Annotated in this window: 24 protein-coding genes; 8 read left to right on the top strand and 16 right to left on the bottom strand. The window is 61.7% G+C overall.

Going from position 1 to position 25,817, the window contains the following annotated elements; all coding sequences use genetic code 11:
• Positions 1-23: 23 nt before the first annotated feature.
• Together dgt and arcB are read right to left on the bottom strand one after the other, a co-directional pair.
• Positions 24-1,400, bottom strand: a complete 1,377-nt coding sequence (dgt, locus tag I6L48_RS08065; RefSeq protein WP_216987936.1) for a dGTPase — start codon at positions 1,398-1,400, stop codon at positions 24-26.
• 29 nt (positions 1,401-1,429) lie between these two features.
• Complete coding sequence (gene arcB, locus I6L48_RS08060) at positions 1,430-3,742, bottom strand: aerobic respiration two-component sensor histidine kinase ArcB (protein ID WP_216987935.1); 2,313 nt, start codon at positions 3,740-3,742, stop codon at positions 1,430-1,432.
• Positions 3,743-3,944: 202 nt separating this feature from the next.
• Here arcB and I6L48_RS08055 point away from each other — a divergent pair, with 202 nt between their 5' ends.
• Positions 3,945-4,943, top strand: a complete 999-nt coding sequence (locus I6L48_RS08055) for a DUF2860 family protein (RefSeq protein ID WP_042881204.1) — start codon at positions 3,945-3,947, stop codon at positions 4,941-4,943.
• Positions 4,944-5,004: 61 nt separating this feature from the next.
• Here I6L48_RS08055 and I6L48_RS08050 read toward each other — a convergent pair whose 3' ends face one another.
• The 4 genes from I6L48_RS08050 to I6L48_RS08035 all read right to left on the bottom strand — a co-directional run bounded on the left by I6L48_RS08050 (position 5,005) and on the right by I6L48_RS08035 (position 7,936).
• The gene (locus I6L48_RS08050; protein WP_029313837.1) at positions 5,005-5,697 is read right to left on the bottom strand and encodes a DUF3334 family protein; all 693 of its coding nucleotides are present in this window, start codon (positions 5,695-5,697) and stop codon (positions 5,005-5,007) included.
• Positions 5,698-5,815: 118 nt separating this feature from the next.
• Complete coding sequence (locus I6L48_RS08045; protein ID WP_039040966.1) at positions 5,816-6,262, bottom strand: HIT domain-containing protein; 447 nt, start codon at positions 6,260-6,262, stop codon at positions 5,816-5,818.
• 73 nt (positions 6,263-6,335) lie between these two features.
• Entirely contained in the window at positions 6,336-6,959 is a 624-nt protein-coding gene (locus I6L48_RS08040; RefSeq protein ID WP_042864364.1) for a DUF2057 domain-containing protein, read from the bottom strand.
• A 74-nt stretch (positions 6,960-7,033) separates the two neighbouring features.
• Positions 7,034-7,936 (bottom strand): LysR family transcriptional regulator, encoded by a 903-nt coding sequence (locus I6L48_RS08035; RefSeq protein ID WP_113070613.1) that lies wholly within the window; start codon positions 7,934-7,936, stop codon positions 7,034-7,036.
• 97 nt (positions 7,937-8,033) lie between these two features.
• Between I6L48_RS08035 and I6L48_RS08030 the strand changes: the two genes are divergently transcribed.
• Entirely contained in the window at positions 8,034-8,636 is a 603-nt protein-coding gene (locus I6L48_RS08030; protein WP_041211120.1) for a short chain dehydrogenase, read from the top strand.
• Positions 8,637-8,759: 123 nt separating this feature from the next.
• Here I6L48_RS08030 and I6L48_RS08025 read toward each other — a convergent pair whose 3' ends face one another.
• From I6L48_RS08025 to dapA, 3 genes are all read right to left on the bottom strand, one after another.
• The gene (locus I6L48_RS08025; protein ID WP_039040947.1) at positions 8,760-9,863 is read right to left on the bottom strand and encodes a phosphoribosylaminoimidazolesuccinocarboxamide synthase; all 1,104 of its coding nucleotides are present in this window, start codon (positions 9,861-9,863) and stop codon (positions 8,760-8,762) included.
• Positions 9,864-10,032: 169 nt separating this feature from the next.
• A complete protein-coding gene (bamC, locus tag I6L48_RS08020) occupies positions 10,033-11,151 on the bottom strand; it encodes an outer membrane protein assembly factor BamC (RefSeq protein ID WP_113069687.1) in 1,119 nt (372 codons plus the stop codon).
• Positions 11,144-12,031 carry a 4-hydroxy-tetrahydrodipicolinate synthase gene (dapA, locus tag I6L48_RS08015; RefSeq protein ID WP_029313831.1) on the bottom strand — a complete coding sequence of 296 codons (888 nt, stop codon included), beginning with the start codon at positions 12,029-12,031 and terminating at the stop codon, positions 11,144-11,146. Before dapA ends, bamC begins: the two co-directional genes overlap by 8 nt.
• Positions 12,032-12,219: 188 nt before the next feature.
• On the opposite strand from dapA, the gene I6L48_RS08010 reads away from it, so the two are divergent.
• From I6L48_RS08010 to I6L48_RS08000, 3 genes are all read left to right on the top strand, one after another.
• Positions 12,220-12,753, top strand: coding sequence for a glycine cleavage system protein R (locus I6L48_RS08010; protein WP_010673166.1), 534 nt, complete (start codon positions 12,220-12,222; stop codon positions 12,751-12,753).
• Positions 12,754-12,776: 23 nt separating this feature from the next.
• Entirely contained in the window at positions 12,777-13,241 is a 465-nt protein-coding gene (gene bcp, locus I6L48_RS08005; RefSeq protein WP_010673165.1) for a thioredoxin-dependent thiol peroxidase, read from the top strand.
• 195 nt (positions 13,242-13,436) lie between these two features.
• A complete protein-coding gene (locus tag I6L48_RS08000; RefSeq protein WP_042016678.1) occupies positions 13,437-13,937 on the top strand; it encodes a YfbU family protein in 501 nt (166 codons plus the stop codon).
• A 52-nt stretch (positions 13,938-13,989) separates the two neighbouring features.
• On the opposite strand, the gene yfbV is transcribed toward I6L48_RS08000, so the two are convergent.
• Positions 13,990-14,430, bottom strand: a complete 441-nt coding sequence (yfbV, locus tag I6L48_RS07995) for a terminus macrodomain insulation protein YfbV (RefSeq protein ID WP_113069686.1) — start codon at positions 14,428-14,430, stop codon at positions 13,990-13,992.
• 301 nt (positions 14,431-14,731) lie between these two features.
• On the opposite strand from yfbV, the gene I6L48_RS07990 reads away from it, so the two are divergent.
• Both I6L48_RS07990 and pta read left to right on the top strand, forming a co-directional pair.
• The gene (locus I6L48_RS07990) at positions 14,732-15,934 is read left to right on the top strand and encodes an acetate kinase (RefSeq protein ID WP_010673162.1); all 1,203 of its coding nucleotides are present in this window, start codon (positions 14,732-14,734) and stop codon (positions 15,932-15,934) included.
• Positions 15,935-16,004: 70 nt separating this feature from the next.
• Positions 16,005-18,158, top strand: coding sequence for a phosphate acetyltransferase (gene pta / locus I6L48_RS07985; RefSeq protein WP_041211116.1), 2,154 nt, complete (start codon positions 16,005-16,007; stop codon positions 18,156-18,158).
• Positions 18,159-18,639: 481 nt separating this feature from the next.
• On the opposite strand, the gene ilvN is transcribed toward pta, so the two are convergent.
• The 6 genes from ilvN to I6L48_RS07955 all read right to left on the bottom strand — a co-directional run bounded on the left by ilvN (position 18,640) and on the right by I6L48_RS07955 (position 23,789).
• Positions 18,640-19,134, bottom strand: a complete 495-nt coding sequence (gene ilvN, locus I6L48_RS07980) for an acetolactate synthase small subunit (protein ID WP_010673160.1) — start codon at positions 19,132-19,134, stop codon at positions 18,640-18,642.
• Positions 19,134-20,852 carry an acetolactate synthase 3 large subunit gene (locus tag I6L48_RS07975; protein WP_010673159.1) on the bottom strand — a complete coding sequence of 573 codons (1,719 nt, stop codon included), beginning with the start codon at positions 20,850-20,852 and terminating at the stop codon, positions 19,134-19,136. Before I6L48_RS07975 ends, ilvN begins: the two co-directional genes overlap by 1 nt.
• Before the next feature lie 390 nt (positions 20,853-21,242).
• Positions 21,243-21,395 carry a hypothetical protein gene (locus I6L48_RS07970; protein ID WP_010673158.1) on the bottom strand — a complete coding sequence of 51 codons (153 nt, stop codon included), beginning with the start codon at positions 21,393-21,395 and terminating at the stop codon, positions 21,243-21,245.
• Between the two features lie 35 nt (positions 21,396-21,430).
• Positions 21,431-22,540, bottom strand: a complete 1,110-nt coding sequence (locus tag I6L48_RS07965) for an MJ1255/VC2487 family glycosyltransferase (RefSeq protein ID WP_029313827.1) — start codon at positions 22,538-22,540, stop codon at positions 21,431-21,433.
• A complete protein-coding gene (locus tag I6L48_RS07960) occupies positions 22,537-23,040 on the bottom strand; it encodes a phosphatase PAP2 family protein (RefSeq protein ID WP_010673156.1) in 504 nt (167 codons plus the stop codon). Before I6L48_RS07960 ends, I6L48_RS07965 begins: the two co-directional genes overlap by 4 nt.
• 125 nt (positions 23,041-23,165) lie before the next feature.
• Positions 23,166-23,789 carry a TetR/AcrR family transcriptional regulator gene (locus tag I6L48_RS07955; protein WP_010673155.1) on the bottom strand — a complete coding sequence of 208 codons (624 nt, stop codon included), beginning with the start codon at positions 23,787-23,789 and terminating at the stop codon, positions 23,166-23,168.
• Positions 23,790-24,194: 405 nt separating this feature from the next.
• Between I6L48_RS07955 and leuA the strand changes: the two genes are divergently transcribed.
• The gene (leuA, locus tag I6L48_RS07950; protein ID WP_010673154.1) at positions 24,195-25,757 is read left to right on the top strand and encodes a 2-isopropylmalate synthase; all 1,563 of its coding nucleotides are present in this window, start codon (positions 24,195-24,197) and stop codon (positions 25,755-25,757) included.
• Positions 25,758-25,817: the final 60 nt, after the last annotated feature.

The raw sequence follows: 25,817 nt of genomic DNA, 5'->3' as shown, positions 1-25,817 counted from the left end.
AATGCGGCCAAAAAGAGGTTCAGTCAAATCCCTGACAACAGCCGGAACTCCTCCAGTGCATAGGTATCCGTCATGCCGCTCACATAATCGAGCAGCAGCCGCACCCGGTAGTACCACTCCTGCTCGCTCTCCTTTTCGAAACGGGGATCCCGGCTCGCCACCGCCAGCCGGTACGCCTTGAGGTGGCGGGCAGAGAGGCGGTGGAACAGCCGCCGGGCAAAGAAGAGCTCGCTCCCGCCGTTGCCTGCGAGCAGCCGCTCGAACTGGCTGACGGGCAGGGCCAGCAGGCAGGCGTAGGTGGAGAGCACCCCGCGCAGGGCGGCATAGCCTTCCAGCTCCAGCGCCTCCACCTCCGGGCGCATGAACACCAGCTCGCGAGCCACCCGCTTGAGGGTATCGAGTACCCGGGCTGCCGGAGCCTGACCGTGCAGCAGCGCCTGGGGATAGGCCCCGCTCAGGATCTGATCGTGCTCGGCCACATAGGTATGGGCGGCCAGCGCCACCAGATCCCGGGTCAGATGCTGGCGAAAATGGGGGAAGAACCCCCGACCGGAGGCAAGCGCCTCATCGAGCAGGTCGGCCATGTAACCGCCCTCGTCCGCCTCGCGCAGGGCTGCCAGCAGTTCGTTCTGGGTGAGGATGTGCCTGTCCACCGCATCCTCGAGATCGGCGATGCAGTAAGAGATGTCGTCCGCCGCCTCCATGATGTAGACCAGCGGATGACGGCACCCCTCGGCCAGCCCCAGGCTCTGGCCGAGGGCACGATAGAGGGGTTGTTCGCTGAAGAAGATGCCGCGCTTGCTGGTCCAGCCGTGGTGCTGACCATAGCCCTGGGGATGGTGCAATCCCGGCAGGGGCTGCTGCGGGTATTTGCACAGCGCCGCCAGTTGCCCCAGGGTGAGGTTCAGCTCGTGCAGGCTGTGCACCAGTCGCAGGCTCTGGGCATTGCCGTCAAACACCAGCAGATCCTGGCGAAGGGTTGCCCACTGGGCGCTCGGCAACTGGTCGTGGGCACGGGCGAAGAGGCCGTCCAGCTCCTGGGCAAGCCACTGACTCATCACCTGCTCGCCGAAATGGCCAAACGGCGGGTTGCCGACATCGTGCAACAGGCAGGACATCTCCACCAGATTGATGAAGGCCCCCTCGCACACCACTCCGGCCGGCAGCGCCGCCAGGATGCGGCGACTGATCTGGCGACCGGTCTCCTGCACCTCCAGCGAATGGGTGAGGCGGCTGCGCACCGAGGCTTTCACATCGAGCGGGAAGACCTGGGTCTTCTGCTGCAACCGACGCACCGGCGCCGCCTGCACGATGCGGGTGCGGTCCTGCTCCGTCGCCTCCAGCAGGTCTTTGTCTCCCCAGGGGTGAATGCGCTCGGGGGGGATCAAACGGTCATACATGTCGTGGCTCCTTGCCTGAGGCGTCGTGTCTACGAGAGCAGCCAGCGCCGCAGGCGGGCGATGTCACCCGGGTATTCCCGGCGCAGGGTTTCAATCCAGTCTTCCACGTTCTCCCACCAGGCGGGGTGATCCGGGCTCTGGATAAGCTGGGCCGTCTGCTGCAACCGGCGCAGGCCGATGGAGCCCGCCGCCCCCTTGATCTTGTGGGCCTCCTCCACCACACCGGCCTGATCCCTGGCAATCATGTTGGAGTCGAGCACCGCCATGTAGTCCGGCATCATCTTCTCGAACAGCTCGACGCTGGAGAGCAGCACCGGCTTGCCGACCGTGCTGGCGTAATCGGTGAGGAAGGGCAGATCCAGCAGGGCATCCTGATGGTGGACATCGTCCTGCTCGTCCGCCTCGTCCCCGGCGAGATCCGCAAACAGGTGGCCTATCACCTCCCGCACCGCCTTGGAGCCCAGCGGCTTGTTGATCACATCCTGCATGCCGTGATCCCGGTAGTACTGGCGATCGCCGGTGGCATTGGCGGTGAGCGCCACCATGGGGGGCAGGCTGTCGCCGTAGCGCGCTAGCAGTTGCTCCGCCACATCGAACCCCGTCATATCCGGCAACTGGATGTCGAGCAGGATCAAGTCGAAATCATCCGGGTTGGCCATGGCCAGCGCCTCTGCACCATCTCGCGCCACCTTGACCTGATGGCCGAGCTTGTTCAGCAGAGCGCAGGCCACTGTCACGTTGAGCTCGACGTCCTCCACCAGCAGGATATCGAGGCAGGGCATCTCGGGCTCCGGGGCCGCGGCCTTGGGCTCGACGCAGTCCACCTCCAGCTCGGCGGTGAAGCAGGCGCCTTCGCCCGGGTCGCTGTCCACGTAGAGCTGGCCGCCCATCGCCTGCACCAGCTGACGGGAGACCGCCAGCCCGATGCCGGTGCCGGTGGCGTGCTTCTTGCCCTGCACCTGATAGTACATGGCGAAGATCTTCTCCTGCTGGGCGCGGGGAATGCCCACCCCGGTGTCTTCCACCTCGAAGTGCAGCGCCAGCTTGCCCGGTTCATCAGCGGCGTGGGCGAGACAGCGTATGGTGACGCCCCCTTCATCGGTGAACTTGACCGCATTGCCCACCAGGTTCCACAGCACCTGGCGCAGCCGGGTGCCGTCCGCCATCACGAACTGGGGCATGTCGCCGTCCCGGTCGAAGTGCAGGTAGAGCCCCTTCTGCTCCGCCTGGATGCGCGACAGCGTCTCCAGCTCGTCGAGGAAGGCGGGCAAATCCAGCGGAGCCGGCGCAATCTCCAGCCGACGACGGTCGAGCTTGTCCAGATCGATGATGTCGTTGAAGATGTTGCCGAGCGTCACCGCGCTCAGGTGGATGGTCTTGAGCTGCTGCTGCTGTCTGGCATCGAGGGGCGTATCCATCAGCATCCGGCTCAGTCCGACGATGCCATTGAGCGGGGTGCGCAGCTCGTGGCTGATGGTGGAGATGAAGGTGGTCTTGTCCCGACTCGCCTTCTCCAGCTTGTCCTGGTACTGCTTGCGCTCGGTGATGTCGCGACCAAAGCCGAGCAGGCCGAGCCGCTTGCCGAAGCGGTCGAAGAAGGGCACCTTGCGCAGCTCGAAGTAGGCCTTGCGGCCATCGGGATACTCCAGCCACTGCTCATAGGTGAGCGGCTCGTTCTGGGCGAAGACCTGCTTGTCGGTCTCCACCACCTTGCTGGCGATGTCGTGCTTGTAGACATCGAACGGGGTCAGGCCGATGAGTTCCGCTTCCACCTTGCCGGTGAGCTCCTCCATGGCGCGGTTGCAACCGGAGAACTGCTCGTCCTCGTTGCGGTAATAGACCAGATCGGGGGAGCAGTCGATGAAGGAGCGCAAGAGGGCGGTACGCTCCCCCAGATGCAGCTGGGCCTTCTCCCGCTGGAACACTTCGTTCTCGAGATCCTCGATGGCTTGCTGGCGCAGGGTCTCGGCCCGGTTGGTCTCGGCGATCTGGGCGTTGAGCCGGCTGATGTTCTCCTGCAACTGGCTGTTGAGCTCGAGATCCCGCTCGCGCATGTCTTGCAACTTGCGCACCATCCGGGTCAGCCGTTGGCGGGAGTCCTCCAGCTGATCCACCACGATGGAGAGAAAATAGACGGCCCAGGGGGTCACCAGCAGGCCGAAGAAGACAGAGCGCACCAGGTCGACGATGTCCACGGTGCCGCGCAAAAACAGAGTCACCCCCATCTGGATCGACACGGCCAGCACTATGATGGCGGTGGCCAGGAACATGCTGAAGCGCACCAGTCCCAGCTTGGTCATCAGGTCGACGTAATATTGCGCCCAGGATTTGATCTGCTTCATCTCGTTGTTTTCTCCCCTTTTCTTGCGCAAACAGGATACCAGTACGGCGCCATGAACTCTTGTCCGTCGCGTATTCAATTATTGATTAACGTCACACTCCGGCTGGGGTAGCATGCCTGCCATGCCTCAGTCAGCACCGGTTCCACCGGAATACCGGGGCGCACTGTCACCCTTCTCATTCGTTATGTCAGGAGCATACCCGATGCGAAATCATGTTCTGTTGAGCCTTGGCCTGCTGGTCGCCACCACCGCCCACGCCGATCTGGGGGAGATCCCCCGCCAGACCGGCTGGTCCGGTTTTCTGCTGGGCGGGGTCAATGCCGGCAGCCACAAGTCCAACTTCTATGCCGGTGACGACAGCAACAGCCGTATCGATGATCTGGGCTCCCCCGGCCGCGAAAGCGGTCTGAGCCCGCTGCTCAATGCCGATATCCGCTACACCTTCGCCGATACCCGCACCCAGGTCTTCCTCGGCAACCTCATCCAGGACGCGGTGCGCTTCGACTTTACCCAGCAACTCGGTCTGCGCCAGGAGATGGGTGACAAGGGTATCGTCGCCACCTCCCTGGTGTTCAACCTCATGCCGGTGGAAGTGTGGAGCGATCCCTTCGCCACCGGCGTGGATCGCAGCGCCACCGATCTCACCTCGAAAGGGGTGCGCTTTGCCTGGGACAGGATCTGGGGCAGCAACGTCTACGCCACCCTGACCAGCCGGGAAGTGGAGCTCGACGAGGAGCGCAGCGGCCAGCAATATGACCTGACCCACGGCACCCACTACGCCTCCATGCTGAGCCGCAACGGCAAGGTCCACGACCTGGCTGTCTCCTATCAGTACCATTTCGGCGGCGACCAGTTGCTGGAGCCCGCCTTCCTCTACAAGGAGGCCCGCCTGGACGGGAGCGCGGAGAGTTTCAAGAACACCGGTCTGCAGCTGACCTATGCCAAGCGTGCCTCCCAGTGGTCCATTGTGAGCAACCTCTACGCCGGCAAGCGCAAGTATGACGAGGCGAATCCCCTGTTCGGCCAGCGCGCCGATGCCAGCGAGTTCGCCCTCAATGGCACCTTCTTCTGGCACAACCTGTTCGGCATCAAACCCCTTGCCGCCACCTTCACCGCGGCCTACTCCAGCGCCGACTCCGACATCGACTTCTACGATGCCGAGGCGCTTCGCTTCAGTACCGGGCTGCTTTACAACTTCTGACCCGCCCCAAGCAAGAAGGCCACCCCCGGGGTGGCCTCTTCATTTGCACAACCCTCGACCATCAGATGCCGAGGGAATCCAGCAGATCGTCGTGCTCGTTGCTCGCCGGCGCGGCCGCCGGTGCCGGTTTGGCTGACTGCTTGGCCTGAGCGATCAGCTCGTCGGGATCCACCTCCTCCTGCACGCCGCCATCATGGATCCGGATAAACTCCGTCTTGTCCATGGCCAGCTCCAGATAGAAGATGTTGTTGCTGGCGGTGAAGAAGGTCACCCGGCGGGTCTCGGGATTGTCGAGGTTGGTGTCGACGCTCAGCATCACCTGCTTGTTGAGCGCCAGCATCTTGGGCTGGTTCTGGGTGATGTGGGTCTGCAGCTCGCGCCCCACCTTGGTGGTGAAGCTGCCGACGATCTGGTTCATCAGCTCGCCCATGACGTTGCTCACCTCGTCCGAGGTGTGGGAGATGGCGAGATCCTCCTTGGAGAGCCCCATGCTCAGCATGTAGCTCTGGTAGAGCTCCATGGCCGCGGCGGCGGAGAAGTTGATCACCACCAGGCCGGAGAAGCCGCCGTCAAACAGCACGAAACAGCCGATGTCAGGCTTGAGGCAGGTCTTGCTGATCCGCTGCACCATGCCGGAGAAGCGCACCTGGGTCTGGGTCGCCGCACTCAATACGCTCGTCACCGAATTGCACAGGCTCAGCAGTACGTCCTCTGTGGTCAATACGGCATCATCCTCGGATCTTGTCACTATCATGGAACCTTCCTGCTGATCGAAATAATGGGGCTGTCACTCGTGTCGCCCATGTCACCATGCACCGGCGCGATACGCTAACAGATTGCGTGATCCCGGTGCCCAAAGCGCGAGCCACCTCTCACTTGACTGGATTATCAGTCAGAAATGGCTGAAATCCATCCAGGGTAGCCAGACGGGTTTGCCAACTGGCAGCCGCCCCTTGCAAGGCCTGCTCCTCATAGGGAATGGCGGGACAGGCACCCCAGATGGGGCCGGGCCAGGCCGCATCCGAGCTGAAGCGGGCCACGTGGTGCAGGTGCAGCTGAGGCACCAGATTGCCGAGGGCCGCCACGTTGATCTTGTCCGGGCCGAGTGCCCGCTCCATCAGGGTGGCGACGGCGCAGGACTCCTGCATCAACTGCTGTTGCTGCTCGGGGGCCAGATGATGGATCTCCCGAAGGTTGGCGACCCGGGGCACCAGAATCAGCCAGGGATACTGGCTGTCTTTGGCCAGCAGGACGCGGCACAGGGGGAGATCCCCGAGTATCCGGGTATCCGCCTGAAGGCGGGGGTGCAATTCAAACATGGGAGCCTCGCTGATCAACATGGGCACATCGGGAATCAAAGATGTGCCCACGTTACTGCAACGGGGAGCAAACTTAAAGGCGCGGCACGGCCCAACCGATGAAGCGCTTGCGAAGCGCGGGGTCCGCCTGCAGGAAAAGCTGTTGCAACTGCCCTTCCAGGGCGCTGGCCGGCACGGAGGAGGCCCGGGGCGTCGCCACGGCGGCCGCAGTCACATCCGCCGCACCGGCGAGCACGGCAGGTCCCTCGCTGCGGTTGTACTCCATCAACCTCGCATGCCAGTCCATGCCGATCTGCATCCCCTGCACCACCAGCGTATCCTGACGCACCTCGAGGGGCTGCCCCCCCGCCACCAGGCCCAGGACAGGGGCCCTGGCGTAGCGTTCCATCCCGGCCTCGTCCGCAGGCACGGGAGCCTGCAGGCGCACCGACTGCCCGCGGGCCTCATAGCGAAGCACCTGGGGCTCGGAGCGAACCTGGCGATCGTTGTCGCTGCTGTTGCGACTCGGGATCACCCCCTCGTAGCGCACCAGCAGTTGCTGCTCCCCGTCGGCCAGCACGGCGTGCTGCTCGTCCTGCACCTTGCCGGCGCTCACCGCCAGGATCTGGAAATCCCGGGGCACCTCGACCCTGACCTCGGCCTGCACACCGCCGCAGCACAGCAGCGCAACCCCTGCCCAACCCTGATGACGCTTCATTCCCTGACTCTCCTTTCGCGATGAAGGGCGCAGGGTAGCAGCTCCAGATGACAGAAAAATAACGGGATGCAGGCTCACCCCAGCAGATAATGGGGTCGCTCGGCAAACCACTGGGCCAGCACCTGCTTGAACAGCCGGATCTTGCGCGGCACCCGGCGCTGCTGGGCGTGCAGCACATGGATCGGGTGCAGGCCGGTCTGCCACTCCGTCAGCACGGCCACCAGCTCCCCTCGGGCCAGGCTGGCCTCCACCAGCATCAGTGGACACTTGGCAAAGCCCATGCCCGCCCGGGCCAGTTGCAGCAGGGTGCTGTAGTGGTTGGCCCGCACTCGCCCCTGCACTAGGATGTGCGCCTCCTCTTCCCCCTGGCGAAAGTGCCACTGCTCCCAGTCCGGGTTGTGGCCCTGCAGCAGGCAGGAGCGCCCCCCCAGCTCATAGGGAGTGGCGGGGATCCCCTCCCGCGCCAGCAGGGCGGGGCTTGCCACCACCACATCCTTGAGCCTGCCGAGCGGCAGGGCCACCAGGTTGTCGGGGATCAGCTCCATGGCCCGCAGGGCGATGTCATTCTCCCCCTGGCTCATGTCGATCATGGCATTGGTGAAGTTGAGCTCGACCTGGACGCCGGGGCAGAGCTCGGCAAAACGGGCGAGCAGCTCGCTCACCATGCGGTCCCCCGTGCTGACCGGGCAGGTGAAGCGCAGGCGGCCGCTGTCCTCCTCGGTCAGGGCGCGGATCCCCTCCTCCGCCTCCCGGGCCAGGGCGAAGATCTCGCCGGCCTGCTGGTAAAGCACCCTCCCCGCCTCGGTCAGGCTGAGTCTGCGGGTCGTGCGCTGGAGCAGCTGGGCATTGAGGGCGGACTCCAGGGCGCTGACATGGCGACTCAGCATCCCCTTGCTCACCCCCAGGGCATCGGCAGCGGCGGAGAAACTGCCCCGCTGCACCACTTCATAGAAACTGGCCAGGTGGGTGATATCCATCATTAGCACCAATATGGAAACAATGGGTTCATCATAAGCGCTTTTTCTCCCTTTTTATCCCGATATCATCAACTCATCTCAACCAGGAGCGATAGATATGAAGATTGTGATTGTGGGTGCCTCCGGCACCATTGGCGCCGCCGTCAGCGAACTGCTTGCCCAGGATCACCAGGTGATCCGGGTCGGTCACAGCCAGGGGGATGCCAGAGTGGACATGCGCGACCCCGCCTCCATCCGGGCGCTCTTCGAGCAGGTCGGGTCCTTCGATGCCCTGGTGGTCGCCAGCGGCAGCGTCGCCTTCAATGCCCTGACCGAGATGACGGACGAGCAGTGGCAGGTGGGGCTTCAGAGCAAGCTGATGGGCCAGATCAACCTGACCCGGGCCGCCATTGCCCACCTGAGCGACCGTGGCTCCATCACCCTCATCAGCGGCATTCTGAGCGAGGAGCCCATCCACTGGGGGGTGAGCGCCACCACCATCAACGGTGCCATCGAGCACTTCGTGAAAGGGGCCGCCTGCGAGCTGCCAAGGGGCATTCGCATCAACGTGGTCAGCCCCACCGTGCTGGAAGAGTCCATGGGTAAGTATGCCGACTTCTTCCCGGGCTTCGTGCCGGTACCCGCCGCCCGGGTGGCCCAGGCCTACAAGAAATCGGTACTGGGGGTACAGACCGGTCAGATCTTCCGGGTCAATGGCTGAGCGCTCCGGACAACCCAATGAAAACGGGCCCCGTCATGGGGCCCGTTTTGTCATCTGCGTTGCTAGCGCCTCCCCTGCCACCGGCAAACGTTTGTTCGCCTGCGGCAAAAAAAGCGGTCGGCCTCAGTCGATCAGGCCGTACTGCTCCCGCAGTACCTCGATGATCTCCTGCTTCGGATTGGCACTGCGTACCAGCGGCTGACCGATGATCTTCTCGGCGATCCCCACATAGGTACGGGAGATATCCATCATCACCTCGGTGGGCAGCTTGTTGTCACGGGCCAGGGCGAAGCGCTCGGGCATGCGGTTCTTGTTGAGCAGGATGTCCGGATCCGGGAAGTGGTTCAGCAGCCACTGGCGGAAGCCCTCTTTGGACTTCTCGATGATCTCGCCGCCGCGAAGGGCTGCGCCGTCCCAGATGCGGGAGCTGTCGGGGGTGCCCACTTCATCCATGTAGATGAGCTTCTCGCGACCGGCGGCATCGGTCACGTAACCGAACTCGAACTTGGTGTCGACGAAGACCTGATCCAGGGCAGCCAGCGCCTCGCTGATGACGTTGAAGCCCTCTTTGAGCAGCGCCTCGTAGCGGTCGATGTCCGCCGGGGAGCGGAAGCCGAAGGCCTGATGGTGGCGCTCGATGTCGCCGCGGGAGACGTTGACGTCGTCCGCTTCCGGCACGCCATCCAGCCCCTTGAGGATCCCCTTGGTGGACGGGGTAATGAGGATCTCGGGCAGCTTCTGATCCTTCTTGAGCCCTTCCGGCAGGGTGATGCCGCAGAATTCCCGCTCACCATCCTTGTAGGCACGCCACATGGAGCCGGTGATGTACTGGCGGGCAATGGCCTCGATCATCACGGGACGGGCTTTTTGCACGATCCAGACGAAGGGGTGCGGGATGTCCAGGATGTGGCTGTCCGCCAGCCCCTGCTCCTTGAACAGCTTGAACCAGTGGCTGGAGATGGCATTGAGCGCCGCGCCCTTGCCCGGCACGCCGTTCAGACCGTCCACCCCTTGCCAGATGCAGTCGAAAGCCGAGATGCGATCACTGATCACCATGAGGGCCAGGGGCGTATCGGCCGGCACATCATAGCCTTTCTCCCGAATGAGCCGGGCACTGTCTGCCGGGGTCAACCAGTAGACGCTGCGCACTTTGCCGGAATGGACAGGTTTATCGGTACGGATCGGCAAATCGTCGTTCACCGCCAATACTTGATCTGCAAGACTCATGGCTAATAACACTTCCTGTTGTGGGACTAGTTAGGCAGGGGCACCAGACCCCTGTCTGTGGGGGATTCACATCATCAGGTACTCAGGCCCGGGGCAACCGGCTCGGCACGCGGGCCCTGCGGCAACCCGGACATAACAAAACAGGGGCGCGAGGCCCCTGTTTCCATGCTTACTTCGCCCCCTGATCGGCCAAGCCCTTGGCAAAGGCCTCGGACAGGCTGATGTACATCTGGGAGATGACACCGGATGCGACAGGCTTCTTGTCCTTGTCGAACAGGGTGATGGAAGTCTTGCCGCCCGTCATCTCGCCGAGCTGGAAGCGATACTTGTCTTCCTCGAGCTTGAACGGTTCCGCTCCCTTGGCCTTCCAGAACTCGCTGTCCGGCTCGTCGTACTCCACGTCGATCCAGCCCAGGGACTGCTGGGTGTCCTTGATGGTGAAACCATAGGCAGGCAGCACCTGATTGAGGCGGCGCCACACCTGGTCAAACGACCCTTCGGCAATCCAGGCGCTCAGCTCGTTGTTGTCCAGACCCAGCTCCAGCCCCATGCCATCGCTGGACTTGTGCTGTTCACGGGCCTTGAGCTGCTTGTCGTAATAGAGGGAGAACTGGTTCAGGGCGCGGGTGGCATAACGCTGGGCGTCCGCCGGCGTCAGCACAGTGCTGGTCTCGCCGTCGATGGTCTCTTCGTGATCCAGCACCCGTACCGACATCTTGATGGCGTGGCGCTGCACATCGTTGCGCAGGGTGAACTGGTAACGCTGACGGATCTTGAAGTCATCGTCATCTTCCGCCCAGCCATCGAGCACCGCGGAGTTGTCAAACCAGCCGGTCTGCAAGACGCCGTCCTGTTGATCCAGCTTCTCGGTGGTGACCTTGTGTTCGGCCAGGAAGTTCATCAGGAAGGCCCAGGTATCGCGCTCCACGCTCTGGGAAGTGCTGAGGGCATAGAAGGCGACGGTTGGCTCGCTGGCATTGACCACCACCTGGCTGCCGGGCACCACGGTGAGCAACTGGGCGGGCGGACGCACGTCCACCTTGGCCCCGAGGGCGCCCTCACGGCTGCTCTCGGGCAGGGCCGGAATGTCGAAATTGCTGTTAAAGGCGGGGGTACTCAACCCGGCGGGCACAAGGAAGGCGCGGCCTTCGAGGCGGCTCTCTTCATACTCGAAGCCACGGTTGGCCATTTTGCGTTCCTGGGGTGAGCTGCAGGCAGCCAGCACGGCCACCGTCGCGACACTCAGTACCAGGCGCACTGCATTTCCCTTTCCATTTGCTTTAAACACTCGCCATCAACTCCGCAGTCGTCAGTGCTCGCGCCATCGCCGCTTCCCCCTCGGGGGTGAGATCGGTCAGGGGCAGACGCAAGGTCGCCGTCGCCATCAATCCCAGCCGGGCACAGGCCCATTTCACCGGGATGGGACTCGGTTCACAGAACAGAGTCTGATGCAACGGCATCAATCGATTGTTGATGTCATGAGCCTGCCCGGCATCACCGGCCAGGGCAGCACGACACATGTCGGCCATCTGGGGCGCCGCAATATTGGTGGTGACCGAAATGACACCATCGCCCCCTTGCAGCATAAAATCACATCCGCTGGCGTCATCGCCACTATAAAGCGCAAAATCCGGCCCGCACAGTTCGCGCAGCAGCGGGGTACGGCCAAGATCGCCAGTCGCTTCTTTCAAACCTATGATGCCGGGCACCTTGGCCAGACGGGCCACCGTCTCGGGTTTGAGGTCACAGCAGGTGCGACCGGGCACATTATAGAGAATTTGAGGCAGACCACTAGCCTCGGCGATCGCACAATAGTGACGATAGAGGCCTTCCTGGGTGGGTTTGTTGTAATAGGGGGTAACCGAGAGACCCGCCACCACGCCCATGGTGGCGAAACGCCGGGAGAGGGCGATGGCATGAGCAGTATTGTTGGAGCCGCAGCCCGCGATGACGGGAATGCGTCCGGCGGCGTATTCCACCGTCTTCTCAACCACGGCGATATGTTCCTGCTCGCTCAGGGTGACCGACTCTCCCGTGGTTCCCACGGCGACGATGGCGCTGGTCCCGGCATCCACATGATATTCCACCAGCGCAGCCAGACTGACCCAATCGATGTCGCCCGAGGGCAGCATGGGGGTAACGAGCGCAACAATACTACCGCGTAACATGGATAATTCTCCCGATTTTCAGGGGCGTAATGGTAAAGCTGCCCCTTTTGAAAAACAAGGGAGGCACGGGACAAGCCGTGTTACCATCCGGCACAAAACGTATGAATGCACGAGCGCACAAGAGGCCTCACGGCAGGGTGCCGGCACCCGCGGTCAACGCATTCTCAATAATGGACGAGAGACGATTTATGACTCACTACCTGGTCGTAACGGCCATCGGCACGGACAGGCCTGGCATCGTCAATGAGGTGACCCGTCACGTCAGTGGCTGCGGTTGCAACATTGTCGACAGCCGTCTTGGCATCTTCGGCAACGAATTCACCTTCATCATGCTGCTGTCCGGTGACTGGAACAGCCTGATGCAACTGGAAATAAGCCTCCCACTGCGCAGCCAGGAGTGGGATCTCATCACCATGATGAAACGCACCGAGCGCCACCACTCCCTGCAATATGACATCAGCGCCAGCGCAGAGGTGCTGATCCGGGATCAGCCGGGCATCGTAAGTCAGTGCACCCAGTTCTTCAGCGATCACGGCTGGGACATCCAGGCCATGCAGACCATCACCCTGGAACAGCAGCCCTTCAACCTGCTCAAGGCGAACTTTCAGTTGAATCTCTCCAAGCAGGGAGAAGAGCCTGGCTCGAAGACAGCCTTCGCCGATTTCTGTCGTGGACTGGGCGCCGAGTCGTTCGAATTCATCGTCAATCACAAGTACGCCTGACGGCGTTTATCCGAGGAGACCCCATGTCACCACTAGAAGCTGGTACCCAGGCCCCCGATTTCTCCCTCTCCGATCAGGACGGCAATCAGGTTCGCCTCGCCGACCTGCGCGGCAAGAAGGTGCTGATCTATTTCTACCCCAAGGCGATGACCCCGGGTTGCACCACCCAGGCCTGCGGTCTGCGCGACGTCAATAGCGAGCTGGCAGCCCTCAATGTGGTGGTGCTCGGCATCAGCCCTGACAGCGCCAAGCGCCTGAAAAAGTTCGAGGAGCGCGACAACCTCAACTTCCGCCTGCTGGCCGATGAGGATCACGCGGTGGCCGATGCCTTTGGCGTCTGGGGCCCGAAGAAGTTCATGGGCAAGGAGTATGACGGCATTCATCGCCTGAGCTTTCTCATCGACGAAGAGGGCAAGGTTGCCCATCGCTTCGACAAGTTCAAGACCAGCGATCACCATCAGGTGGTGCTCGACCTCGTCAAGGGCTAAGCCACCAGCGGCATTGTTGCAGGGCTCGCCATGGCGGGCCCTGCTCGTTTCACCACGGCATCAGCCCCCACTCTCTGGCGGCTCACCAGGGCGCCTCTTACCCCTTTTTCTCGCCAACCTCCCCTCTCAGATCAAAAAATTCATCCTGGATATGGGTTAACGTGACCCCAGATTCATTTTCCAGCGAGACAGCCCATGAACATGAGCCACACCGAACGCCTGATCCTGAGCAACCAGTACGAGATCCTGGCCAAACTCAATCCGGAAAAGGCGGCGTTTTACCAGCGTGCCAGCACCATCGTCGAGCGCGGCTACTGCCTGCAAATCCTCGAGCTGGAGAAGAGCTTCGGCCATCTGGATCTCGCCACCTGCCAGGAGGTGCTGGACACTCTGGAGCTGCACCATGCACTGGCCATCTCCTGGGGCAACCTGGATGCCAGCGCCCGGGCCGATGTCAACGAGAGCCGCCTTGCCTTCAACGGCTACAGCCGCAGCCAGGAGCGGGAACTGGCGGATTACGTCTGCTTCCTGCTGGAAGTGGACAAGCGCTTCCCCGAACTGCCCTGCCCCTGCGACGAGCTCTCCAGCGACATCGCCATGCGGGACAAATACCAGCGCATGCTGACGGTCTGGCGTCAGTGCCCCCGTCAGTACAAGCTCTCCATCCAGGAGATCAGCAAGGTGCTGGCCGCCTGAATGTGAAAAAGGCGCCTGAGGGCGCCTTTGTCGTCAGTCTGACTTCGGAAAGTCATTCGTAGAGGAAGGATTTGTCCAGCTGCTTGAAGGCGGCGTTGAGGGTATCGGCCAGCTCTTCGTAGCGGGGACGGGCCACCAGCTGACGTTGACCGCCCTGCTCGTTCATCTTGCCGTTTATCTCCCGATACCAGGTGGCGAGGGAGGGGGGTAGCCGGGTATCGGCGCGCTGGCCGAGCCAGTAGTACCCTTGCAGCGGCAGGCTGAGCAGGAAGAGCACGGACGCCATCACGGAGGGCCAGTATTGAAGCTCGCCAAACTGGAACTGCACCATGACGCTGAGCACCGCCAGTGCCGGGATCACCTTGAGGGCGAATTCGGTGGCCTTGATCACCCGATTCTCCGGGAACATGGAATTAAGCTCGGGACGGCGCGGCCAAAGAGTCATATAATGACGGCCTTGCTGTAATTTAGTTCCAAAAATGTTCATGCTCATGCTACCTCCGAGCTCTTTTCGAACGCATTAACGGCAAAACCTCGACAATATTTGAGAGGCAATAACAAAGGTTGAGGATGACTTTGTTATTTTTCAACAATCAGGTTATCCTTTGTACGCCCATTTTTACGCTGGGGCACGGCCACTGACCAGTCAGGGACGTCTGAATTTCGGGTCTTGTATCACTATACAAGGGGCAAGCAACAGATTGCCAACCCTCATAAGGATAAGTTGATAGTTTTTGGACGCACCGCGTCCGGCGCATCCTCCAACCCAACCCAATCTGCGATAGGATTTATTCATGAGTAAGCTGGTTCTTGTTCTTAACTGTGGCAGCTCGTCCCTGAAGTTTGCTGTCATTGACGCAACCACCGGTGATGACCTGCTGTCCGGCCTGGCCGAATGCTTCAACCTCGACGACGCCCGCATCAAGTGGAAGCTGAACGGCGAGAAAGGCAACGCTGATCTGGGTGCCGGTGCCGCTCACCAGGAAGCGCTGGACTTCATCGTTCACAAGATCCTGCCGCTCAACCCGGAACTGTCCAAGAACCTGATCGCCATCGGCCACCGCGTGGTACACGGCGGCGAGCGTTTCACCTCCTCCGTTCGCATCTGTGATGACGTCATTGCCGGCATCGAAGCCGCCATTCCTTACGCACCGCTGCACAACCCGGCTCACCTGATCGGTATCCGTGCCGCCCTGAAGGTCTTCCCGGAACTGGCCGAGAAGAACGTCGCCGTGTTCGACACCGCCTTCCACCAGACCATGCCGGAAGAAGCCTTCCTGTACGCCCTGCCGTACAAGCTCTACAAAGAGAACGGCATCCGTCGCTACGGCGCCCACGGCACCAGCCACTACTACATCAGCCTGGAAGCGGCCAAGCAGCTGAACAAGCCGGTGGAAGAGCTCAACATCATCAACTGCCACCTAGGCAACGGCGGCTCCGTCTGCGCCATCAAGAACGGCCAGTCCGTTGACACCTCCATGGGCCTGACCCCGCTGGAAGGCCTGGTGATGGGTACCCGTTCCGGTGACATCGATCCGGCCATCATCTTCTTCCTGCACGACAAGCTGGGCATGAGCGTTGCCGAGATCAACACCATGCTGACCAAGGAATCCGGCCTGCAGGGTCTGACCGAAGTCACCTCCGACTGCCGTTTCGTTGAAGACAACTACGACAGCAAGGAAGAAGCCAAGCGCGCCATGGACGTGTACTGCTACCGTCTGGCCAAGTACATCGGTGCCTACGCCGCCGCCATGGACGGTCGTCTGGATGCCGTGGTCTTCACCGGTGGCATCGGCGAGAACTCCGCCCCGATCCGTGAGATCACCCTGAACAAGCTGGGCCTGCTGGGCTTTGACGTCGACCACGACGCCAACCTGAAGGCTCGCTTCGGCAAGGGCGGCGAGATCACCAAGGCTGGTTCCACCAAGGCCCTGGTTATCCCGACCAACGAAGAGTGGGTCATCGCCCACGACGCGCTGGAACTGGTCGGCGCATAAATTAGCTGTAGAGCAAGGCCGCCCCAGGGCGGCCTTTTCCTGATCCCAAAAAATGAACAAGGGGTAATAAGTGGCACGCACTATTATGCTCATCCCGGTCGGCACTGGTGTCGGCGTAACCTCCGTGAGTCTTGGCGTCGTTCGCGCCATGGAACGTCACGGTGTCAATGTCAGCTTCTTCAAACCGGTCGCCCAGCCGCGTCCGGGTGAAACCGGTACCGAGCGCTCCACCGCCGTGATCCGCGCCGCTGCCAACATCAATCCGCCCGAGCCGTTTGCCCTCTCCTACGCCGAGAACATGATCACCTCCAGCAACACCGACATCCTGCTGGAAGAGATCGTGGCCCGCTTCGAAGAGCACGTGAAGACCAGCGGCGCCGAAGTGGTGGTGATCGAGGGCCTGGTGCCGACCGACAAGCAACCCTTTGCCAACAAGCTGAACTACGACGTCGCCAAGGCGCTGGACGCCGACATGGTGTTCGTGACCCATCCGGGCAACGACTCCAGCCAGAAGCTCAAAGAGCGCATCGAGCTGGCCTGCTCCAACTTCGGTGGCGTCAACAACCCGCGCATCGTGGGCTGCGTCATCAACAAGGTGGGTGCCCCGGTTGACGAGCACGGCGTGACCCGTCCCGACCTGACCGAGATGTTCGAAGCGCACCACCACGGCGCCGACACCGGCCACAACCTGGAAGTGCTGCAGGTCTTCGGCAAGAGTCCGCTGCGCATCCTCGGCTGCATCCCCTGGAACACCCAGCTGATCGCCCCGCGCGCCAAGGATCTCGCCAAGCACCTGGCCGCCAAGATCATCAACAAGGGTGAGCTGGAAAGCCGCCGCCTGCAGACCGTGACCTTCTGCGCCCGCTCCATCCACAACATGATCGAGCACTTCCGTCCGGGCAGCCTGCTGGTGACCTCCGGCGACCGCTCCGACGTCATCGTCTCCGCCTGCCTCTCCGCCATGAACGGTGTCAAGCTGGGTGCCCTGCTGCTGACCGGCAACTACCACCCGGAACCCCAGGTGATGGCCCTGTGCCAACAGGCCATGGCCACCGGTCTGCCGATCATGATCACCGGCACCAACACCTGGCAGACCGCCGTCAGCCTGCAGAACTTCAACGTCGACATCCCGGAAGATGACCGCGAGCGGATCGAGCTGGTGCAGGACTACGTTGCTGGTCACATCGACAAGCACTGGATCGAGTCTCTCTCCGCCAAGTCCACCCGCTCCCGTCGCCTGAGCCCGCCGGCTTTCCGCTATCAGCTGACCGAGCTGGCCCGTCAGGCCAACAAGCGCGTCGTGCTGCCGGAAGGGGAAGAGCCGCGCACCATCAAGGCGGCCGCCATCTGTGCCGAGCGCGGTATCGCCCGTCCGGTGCTGCTGGGCAACCCGGATGAGATCCGCCGCGTCGCTGAACAGCAGGGCGTGATCCTGACCGACCGCGTCGAGATCATCGATCCGGTTGCCGTACGCGAGCGTTACGTGGCCCGTCTGGTCGAGCTGCGCAAGAACAAGGGCATGACCGAAGTGGTTGCCCGCGAGCAGCTGGAAGACAACGTGGTACTGGGTACCATGATGCTGGAGCGCAACGAGGTCGACGGTCTGGTATCCGGCGCAGTGCACACCACTGCCAACACCATCCGTCCGCCGATGCAGATCATCAAGACCGCCCCGGGCTCTTCCCTGATCTCCTCCATCTTCTTCATGCTGCTGCCGGATCAGGTACTGGTCTACGGTGACTGCGCCATCAACCCGGATCCCACTGCCGAGCAACTGGCCGAGATCGCCATCCAGTCCGCCGACTCCGCTGCCGCCTTCGGCATCGAGCCGCGCGTGGCCATGATCTCCTACTCCACCGGCACCTCCGGCGCCGGCGCGGATGTGGAGAAAGTGCGTGAAGCGACCGAGCTGGCCAAGGCCAAGCGTCCCGACCTCATCATCGACGGCCCGCTGCAGTACGATGCGGCCATCATGGAGAACGTCGCCAAGTCCAAGGCACCGAACTCCCCGGTTGCCGGCAAGGCCACCGTGTTCGTCTTCCCGGATCTCAACACCGGCAACACCACCTACAAGGCGGTACAGCGCTCCGCCGAGCTGGTCTCCATCGGCCCCATGCTGCAAGGTATGCGCAAGCCGGTCAACGACCTCTCCCGTGGCGCCCTGGTGGACGACATCGTCTACACCATCGCCCTGACCGGCATCCAGGCAGCCCAGGCCGAGTAATCGACCCGCAGTCCGATGCAATGAAAAACCCGCCGAGAGGCGGGTTTTTTTATGGCTCGCGCCCAGAAATGTTGATCCGCAAGATCAGGTCGGGATCCCGTCCGGATCCACGGACAGATCCGCGTTCCGCCCTTGGCAAGGCACGAGGGATAAGCAAACGCTCACACCCTCGCCAGGGGATTGCACAAATGCGATCCAGCCAGGATCAAATTGAAATATCCCTTTAAGATCATGCGACTAACGCCAGACACACCGCTAATCTACAGAGTTTTCCACAGCTTTTGTGGATAGTTTACCGATCATTTGAAAGAAAATGACAGGTGAAGACCCTCCCTTCCCCCTTCTCTTTCACCCCCTCGATAACCTCCTGATGCTGTGGCCTGCATCCCTACCGGCCCCCCCCCCACTTGCCCGCAACGCTGCCAGACACGAAAAAGGGCTCCGAAGAGCCCTTGAACAGCTATTTTCACATCCGGCCACATCAGGGACGCAGGGATTTGTCCGCCCGGGAGATGCCGCAGACACCGGAGCGCACCACTTCGATGATCTCGTTGGTCTGGGCAGCCGTCTTGATGAAGGCGTCCAGCTTTTCGCTGGTCCCGACGAGCTGCACCGTGTAGAGCTCGGGGGTGACGTCGACGATCTGGCCACGGAAGATGTCCGCCAGCCGCTTCAGTTCGTCACGTGCACCACCGGCGGCGCGCGCCTTGACCAGCGCGATCTCCCGCTCGATGTGCTCACCCTCGCTCAGGTCACACACCTTGAGCACGTCCACCAGCTTGTGCAGCTGCTTCTGGATCTGCTCCAGCACCCGCTCATCCCCCATGGTGACGATGGTCATGCGGGACAGAGTGGGATCCTCGGTGGGGGCCACCGTCAGGGTCTCGATGTTGTAGCCGCGCTGGGAGAAGAGGCCTACCACACGGCTCAGGGCGCCGGATTCGTTCTCCAGCAGAACGGAAATTATATGTCTCATCAGGTTCTCTCCGTCTTGCTCAGCCACATCTCGTCCATGGCGCCAAATTTGATCTGCATCGGATAGACGTGCTCGTCCGGATCGACCGAGATGTCCATGAACACCAGTCTGTCCTTCATGGCAAAGGCCTTCTCCATGGCGCTCTCCAGCTCCGCCGGATCGCTCACCGCGATGCCGACGTGGCCATAGGCTTCCGCCAGCTTGACGAAGTCAGGCAGGGATTCCATGTAGGAGTGGCTGTGACGGCCGCCGTAGAACATCTTCTGCCACTGCTTGACCATACCCAGCGCACGGTTGTTGATGGAAATGATCTTGATGGGCACCCCGTACTGCATGCAGGTAGAGAGCTCCTGGATGTTCATCTGCACCGAGCCGTCGCCGGTGACGCAGCAGACCACGGCTTCCGGGTTGGCAAACTGGGCCCCCATGGCGGCGGGAATGCCGAACCCCATGGTGCCGAGACCGCCGGAGTTGATCCACTGGCGCGGTTTGGCAAACGGGTAGTAGAGGGCGGCAAACATCTGGTGCTGGCCCACGTCGGAAGCGACGAACGCCTCCCCCTTGGTCACCTTGTAGAGAGTCTCGATGACCTGCTGCGGCTTGATCAGGGTGGGGTGGGTTTCGTAGGCCAGGCAGTTGCGGGAGCGCCACTGGTTGATCTGCTCCCACCAGTCCGCCAGCGCCTGCTTGTCGTTGTCAAAGCCGCACTCGCGGATCACTTCCAGCATCTGTTCCAGCACGGTTTCCACCGAGCCGACGATGGGCACATGGGCCTGTACCGTCTTGGAGATGGAGGTGGGATCGATGTCGATGTGGACTATGGTGGCGTTGGGGCAGAACTTGGCTACGTTGTTGGTCACGCGATCATCGAAGCGGGCACCCACGGCGAAGATGAGATCCGCGTTGTGCATGCTCTTGTTCGCTTCGAAGGTGCCGTGCATGCCGAGCATGCCGATGAATTGCGGATGGGTGCCGGAGAAGGCGCCCAGCCCCATGAGCGTGGTAGTAACCGGCAGGTTCAGCAGCTCCGCCAGCTTGGTCACCAGGTGATCCGCATTGGCGTTGATGGCGCCGCCACCCACGTACATGACCGGGCGGCTCGCCTCGGTCAGCAGCTTGGCAGCCCGCTTGATCTGCCCCTTGTGTCCGGCCTTGGTCGGATTGTAGGAGCGCAGGGAAACGGACTCGGGATACTGATAGGGGAACTTCTCTTTCGGATTCTGCACGTCTTTGGGCAGATCCACCACCACGGGCCCCGGGCGGCCACTGGCGGCAATGTAATAGGCCTTCTTGATGGCCTCGGGAATGTCGCTGGCTTTCTTGCACAGGAAGCTGTGCTTCACCACCGGGCGGGAGATGCCGATCATGTCGGTCTCCTGGAACGCATCCTCCCCGATCATGCTGGTCGGCACCTGGCCGGACAGGATCACCAGGGGAATGGAATCCATGTAGGCGGTGGCGATCCCCGTGATGCAGTTGGTGGCGCCGGGACCCGAGGTCACCAGCACAGTGCCCACCTTGCCGGTGGAGCGGGCGTAACCGTCCGCCATGTGCACTGCGGCCTGCTCATGCCGCACCAGGACATGCTCCATCTTGCCGTTTTCGAAGAGAGCGTCATAGATGTCGAGCACTGAGCCACCAGGGTAGCCGAAAACGTGTTCCACTCCCTGATCTTCCAGCGCTCTAACCACCATCTGGGCGCCTGATAACATCTCCATGATAAAGCCCTCCAGGCTTTGCTCCGTTAAGCGAAAGCTATCGACAGTCCGCTGCTTCCCGGCAGCGCCGATCCGAGTCTTGTTGTTGTCTGCAGGCAGATCAGGCGAGTTCGGAGCCGTCGATAGTAGAAAAATAGGGGTTTTCCATCATTCACCCGAAAAGCGGGTGAAAAACCAACTTAACCCGCCCGTGAACGCTTGTCCACGGCTTTGTCTGGCCATAACAGTCATAAATTTCAAACAGCTATTAACATTCAGTGACTTGGCCACCAGACGGGCAACAAAGAGGGGCCCTGGGGGGAACAACCAGCGGATCATGCTGCCCGCGTCGGTCAGGAACAAAATAAACGGCCCACCCCGAGGGGGTGGGCCGTCAAAAACTGGCTGGTTTCACTGCTCGTCTTCGGGTTCTGCCAGCCAGATCTGCTGATCCGGATCCGTCTCTTCGCAGACCGAAATGCTGACACCCATGTCGAGCAGCTCATGCAGGGTGAGATTGTCTGCCAGGGTCATGGTGTCGCCGTTTTCATTGGTAAAGCGCATGGTGTCCGTCCTCTCCGTGGTGGGATCGACTCAGTTTAGTCAAAGGCGCTGAGTTGGGATAACCAGGGACGCTCCTGGCCGGTGCGGCTGGCAAGCTCCCCCAGGCTGTCACACACCTCCTCCGGAAAGAGAGTCCTGCCCCAGAGGCGGCGGGAGAGCGCCCCCACCTCCTCCCCGGCCCCGGCCAGCAACCAGTCGGCCAGCTCTCCTGCCACATCGGGATAGCGTACCCTGCCAGGAGAAGGGGCCTCCAGCCAGCTTCGCACCGCATTGGCATCCAGGCTGTCCATCAACTGGGCCAGCCCCATCAGTTCCAGGGTCCTGCCGTTGGTCAACTGCTCGAACTGGCCACCCAGGGGTTTGACCAGCAGCTTCTTGCCAAGGGAGAGCGCCTCGGAGGCAAGCTCGAATCCCGCATTGCTGATGACCCCGCGACAACCGGCCAGCGCCAGCTTGAACCCCTCTCTGGCCTGAGGTTCAAAGCGGATGTTGCGCCACTCGCTACGCTTGCGTACCTCGGGATGGAAGCAGATGAACGACTGCGTGCTGAAACGCGACAACAGGGCCGCGATCGTCTCTGTCTGCTCGAATGGCAGATAGACCAGGATCTGCTGGTTGTCCGGCACCGGCTCAAGGGGATCGACGATGGGAGGCAGCAGGGGCTGGCCGAAATGGAACCAGTGCAGCCCCAGGGACTGGCGTACCGGCGCAAAATGGCGCATCAGCTGACGGTTGAAGCCGCTCTCCCCCCAGCGCGGGATCGGCCAGTCGAAGCTCGCCTGATGGCTGATGGTGAGGCTGGGTTTGCCCCAGCGGCGAGCTGCATGGGCACTGAGCGGCTCGAAGTCGCTGATGACCAGATCGTACTCGCGACAATCGAGGGCACGCAGATCTTGCCAGAAACGCAGGGGAGAGAGTCCCTTGAGGGTGCGCCAGCCCGAGATGCGCCCCTGATGGCTGGCGAAAGTGATACCGGGGAAGGTGCGATAATCCCCGAACTCCCCCATCTCGAAGTAGCCGTCGGCGGCGCGCCCGCTGAACAGATAGTCCACCGCCACGCCCCTGCTCTTCAATGCGCGCGCCAGGGTCCGGCTACGACTGATGTGGCCGTTGCCGGTCCCCTGAACGCCGAACAGTATCCTCATCCCTGGCTCCAACCCAGCGCCCAGAGGGCGCAACCACCGCCAAGCAGCGCCCCGGCCACCAGATCACTCAGATAATGTACCCCGAGCAGCAGGCGGGACGCCCCCACCAGCGCGGCCCAGACAAACAGCAGCGGTGCCCAGAGCGGGAAACTGGCGGCCACTACGGTCGCCATCAGAAAGGCGGCCGCAGTATGGCCAGAGGGCAGGCTGTAACGATCCGACGGGGTGATGAAGACAGGCAGCCCTGCCGGGCGCTGGCGTTTGAGGGCATTCTTGAGCAGCAGGTAGAGCGGCAACTCGAGGGCAAACGCCCAGAGCGCCACCCTGACCGCCTCCTGCCCGGCGCTCCCCTGCCACCAGAGCAGGCAGGCCGCCACGGCATAGAGGGGGCCGTCACCGGTACGGGAGACAAGCCGGCTTATCCTGGCCTGCGGCTGATTGTAGGGGTGGAGCAGGCAGACACGGCACACCCGCAGGTCCCATTGCTGGATCTTGTTCATCACGGCCCTCCCTTGCATCCTGAGTGCAGACTAGGAGGGCGGCATGACACTTCGTTGACGCCCAGATAACAGATTGATGAAAAAAAGGGCCCAGGGGCCCTTTTTCATCCGTCATCCCGAAAAAGTCAGTTCAGGGCACCGCGCAGGCCGTTTTCCATCAGGCGGCAGTTGTGGGCCGCGAGGCGGCTCATGAAGTGCTCGTCCACCGTCAGACCAAACACCTGTTCGTAGAGATCCTTCATCACGAACGGCTGCCACATCATGCTGAGGAAGGAGATCTTCAGCATCTCGGGGTCCAGGTTGTCCGCCAGCTGGCCGTTGGAACGCATGGATTCGAGCAGGGCATCGAACTGGGGAAGTTGGCGATCCAGCAGGCGGCTCAGAACAAAATCACGCCCCGGGCTCTTTTCAGTGGACAATGCGCTGGAGATGGCGGAGGTCAGCTCGCTGTTGGGCGCCATCACCTGATAGTAGGTATTGAGCAGATCGGTCAGGCTGCGGTTGCTGCTCTCGTCGTGCCAGGCTTGCTCGAGGGGCTCGGCCACATCCCCCAGCACCGCCTTGTAGAGGCCTTCCTTGCTGCCGAAGTAGTAGTGGATCATCGCCAGATTGGAGCCTGCCAGCTCGGCAATCTCGCGGGTCGTCACCTTGCTGTAGGGGGTGTTGAGAAAACGTTCGCGTGCGGCGGCAAGCAGCTTGTCACGAATGTCGGAACGTCCGACTGGACGGCCAGGTCTGCGTTTTTCCATGGAATACCTCAGATAATTCAGCAAGGGCTGATAAGTCGATCTGATTGTGCGGGTGATCGAGTACAGCAGGAATGACCAGATAATCAGGCATGAACCGAATATGGGACAAGAGAATTTGCACTCCTTTACAATCCGATTAAATAAACCAGTGGATTGAACCTGTCCATTCCGGTTGACACAGCATAAAAATCTCGTTATTGGTAGTAGCGTTATCGACTGGAAGGATTGAGACATCATGCGTATTGCCGCTCCGCTACTACTGCTCTCCCTAATCGCGACTCCTCGCGCGGGATCCTTGTAGCCGGGCTAAGGCATAGCCGGAATTTACAGAAACCCGTGCACCCCGCACGGGTTTTTTTATGCCATGCAGGATGCACGCAGCGAACTTAGGAAGAGGGAAGTCACATGTCAGATCGGGTCATCATATTCGACACCACCTTGCGTGATGGTGAGCAGGCGCTGTCGGCCAGCTTGACGGTCAAGGAGAAGCTGCAGATCGCCCAGGCGCTGGAGCGGCTCGGTGTCGATATCATGGAAGTGGGTTTCCCCGTCTCCTCCCCCGGCGATTTTCAATCGGTTCAGACCATCGCCCGCCACATCAAGAACAGCCGGGTCTGCGCCCTGGCTCGCGCCCTGCAAAAAGACATCGATGCCGCCGGCGAAGCCTTGAAAGTGGCAGAGGCGTTTCGCATCCATACCTTCATCTCCACCTCCTCCATCCACGTGGAGAGCAAGCTGAAAAAGAGCTTCGAAGACGTGCTGGAGATGGGGGTCGGTGCCATCAAGCACGCCTTGCGCTACACCGATGACGTGGAGTTCTCCTGCGAAGATGCGGGCCGCACCCCGATAGACAACCTGTGCCGCATGGTGGAAGCCGCCATCAAGGCCGGCGCCCGCACCATCAACATTCCTGACACCGTGGGCTACACGGTGCCGACCGAATTCTCCGGCATCATCCACACCCTGTTCAACCGGGTACCCAACATCGACAAGGCCATCATCTCGGTGCACTGCCACGACGATCTGGGCCTCTCGGTGGCCAACTCCATCAGTGCCGTGCAGATGGGGGCCCGCCAGATCGAGTGCACCATCAACGGCATCGGCGAGCGTGCTGGCAACTGCTCTCTGGAAGAGGTCGCGATGATCCTGAAAACCCGCGCCGACCTGCTCGGGGTACACACCAACATCCGCCACAGCGAGATCCACCGCACCAGCACCCTCGTCAGTCAAATCTGCAACATGCCGGTGCAGCCCAACAAGGCCATCGTCGGCGCCAACGCCTTCTCCCACAGCTCAGGCATCCATCAGGACGGCGTGCTCAAGGCGAAGAACACCTATGAAATCATCACCCCCGAGAGCATCGGTCTCACCCAGAACAACCTCAACATGACCTCCCGCTCCGGCCGCCACGTCATCAAGCACCGGATGGAGTCCATGGGCTACGCCGAGAGCAGCTACGACCTCGACGATCTCTACGCCAAGTTCCTCACCCTGGCCGACAAGAAGGGCCAGGTGTTCGACTACGACCTGGAGGCCCTCGCCTTCTTCAGCCAGATCCACGAGGAGCCCGAGCACTTCAAGCTGGAGTACCTTGGCGTGCAGAGCGGCAGCTCGGTGCTCGCCACCGCCTCGGTCAAGCTCAAGGTAGGCCAGGATCTGGTGTGCGAGGCCGCCACCGGCAACGGCCCGGTGGATGCGGTCTACCAGTGCATCAACCGCATCACCGGCTACGAGATCCGCATCGATAAATACGAACTCAAGGGCAAGGGCGAGGGCAAGAACGCCCTCGGCCAGGTGGACATCGTCGCCGAGTACAAGGGGCGCAAGTTCCACGGCATGGGGCTGGCCACCGACATCATCGAATCCTCGGCCCAGGCCCTGGTCCACGTGATCAACAGCATCTGGCGCGCGGACCAGGTGGCCGAGCAGATGGAGCGCAACCACACCATCAAATCGGAAACCGTCTGAGCCCGCCGCCGGACAAGATGACAGCATGACATGGGGAGGACCGGGGCCAGGGCAGTGGCC

Origin of the sequence: Aeromonas sp. FDAARGOS 1418 (assembly GCF_019048585.1) — a bacterium.
Lineage (GTDB): Bacteria > Pseudomonadota > Gammaproteobacteria > Enterobacterales > Aeromonadaceae > Aeromonas > Aeromonas caviae.
The sequence above is the reverse complement of the archived record's forward strand: the minus strand, read 5'-3'. Positions and strand labels throughout refer to the sequence as shown.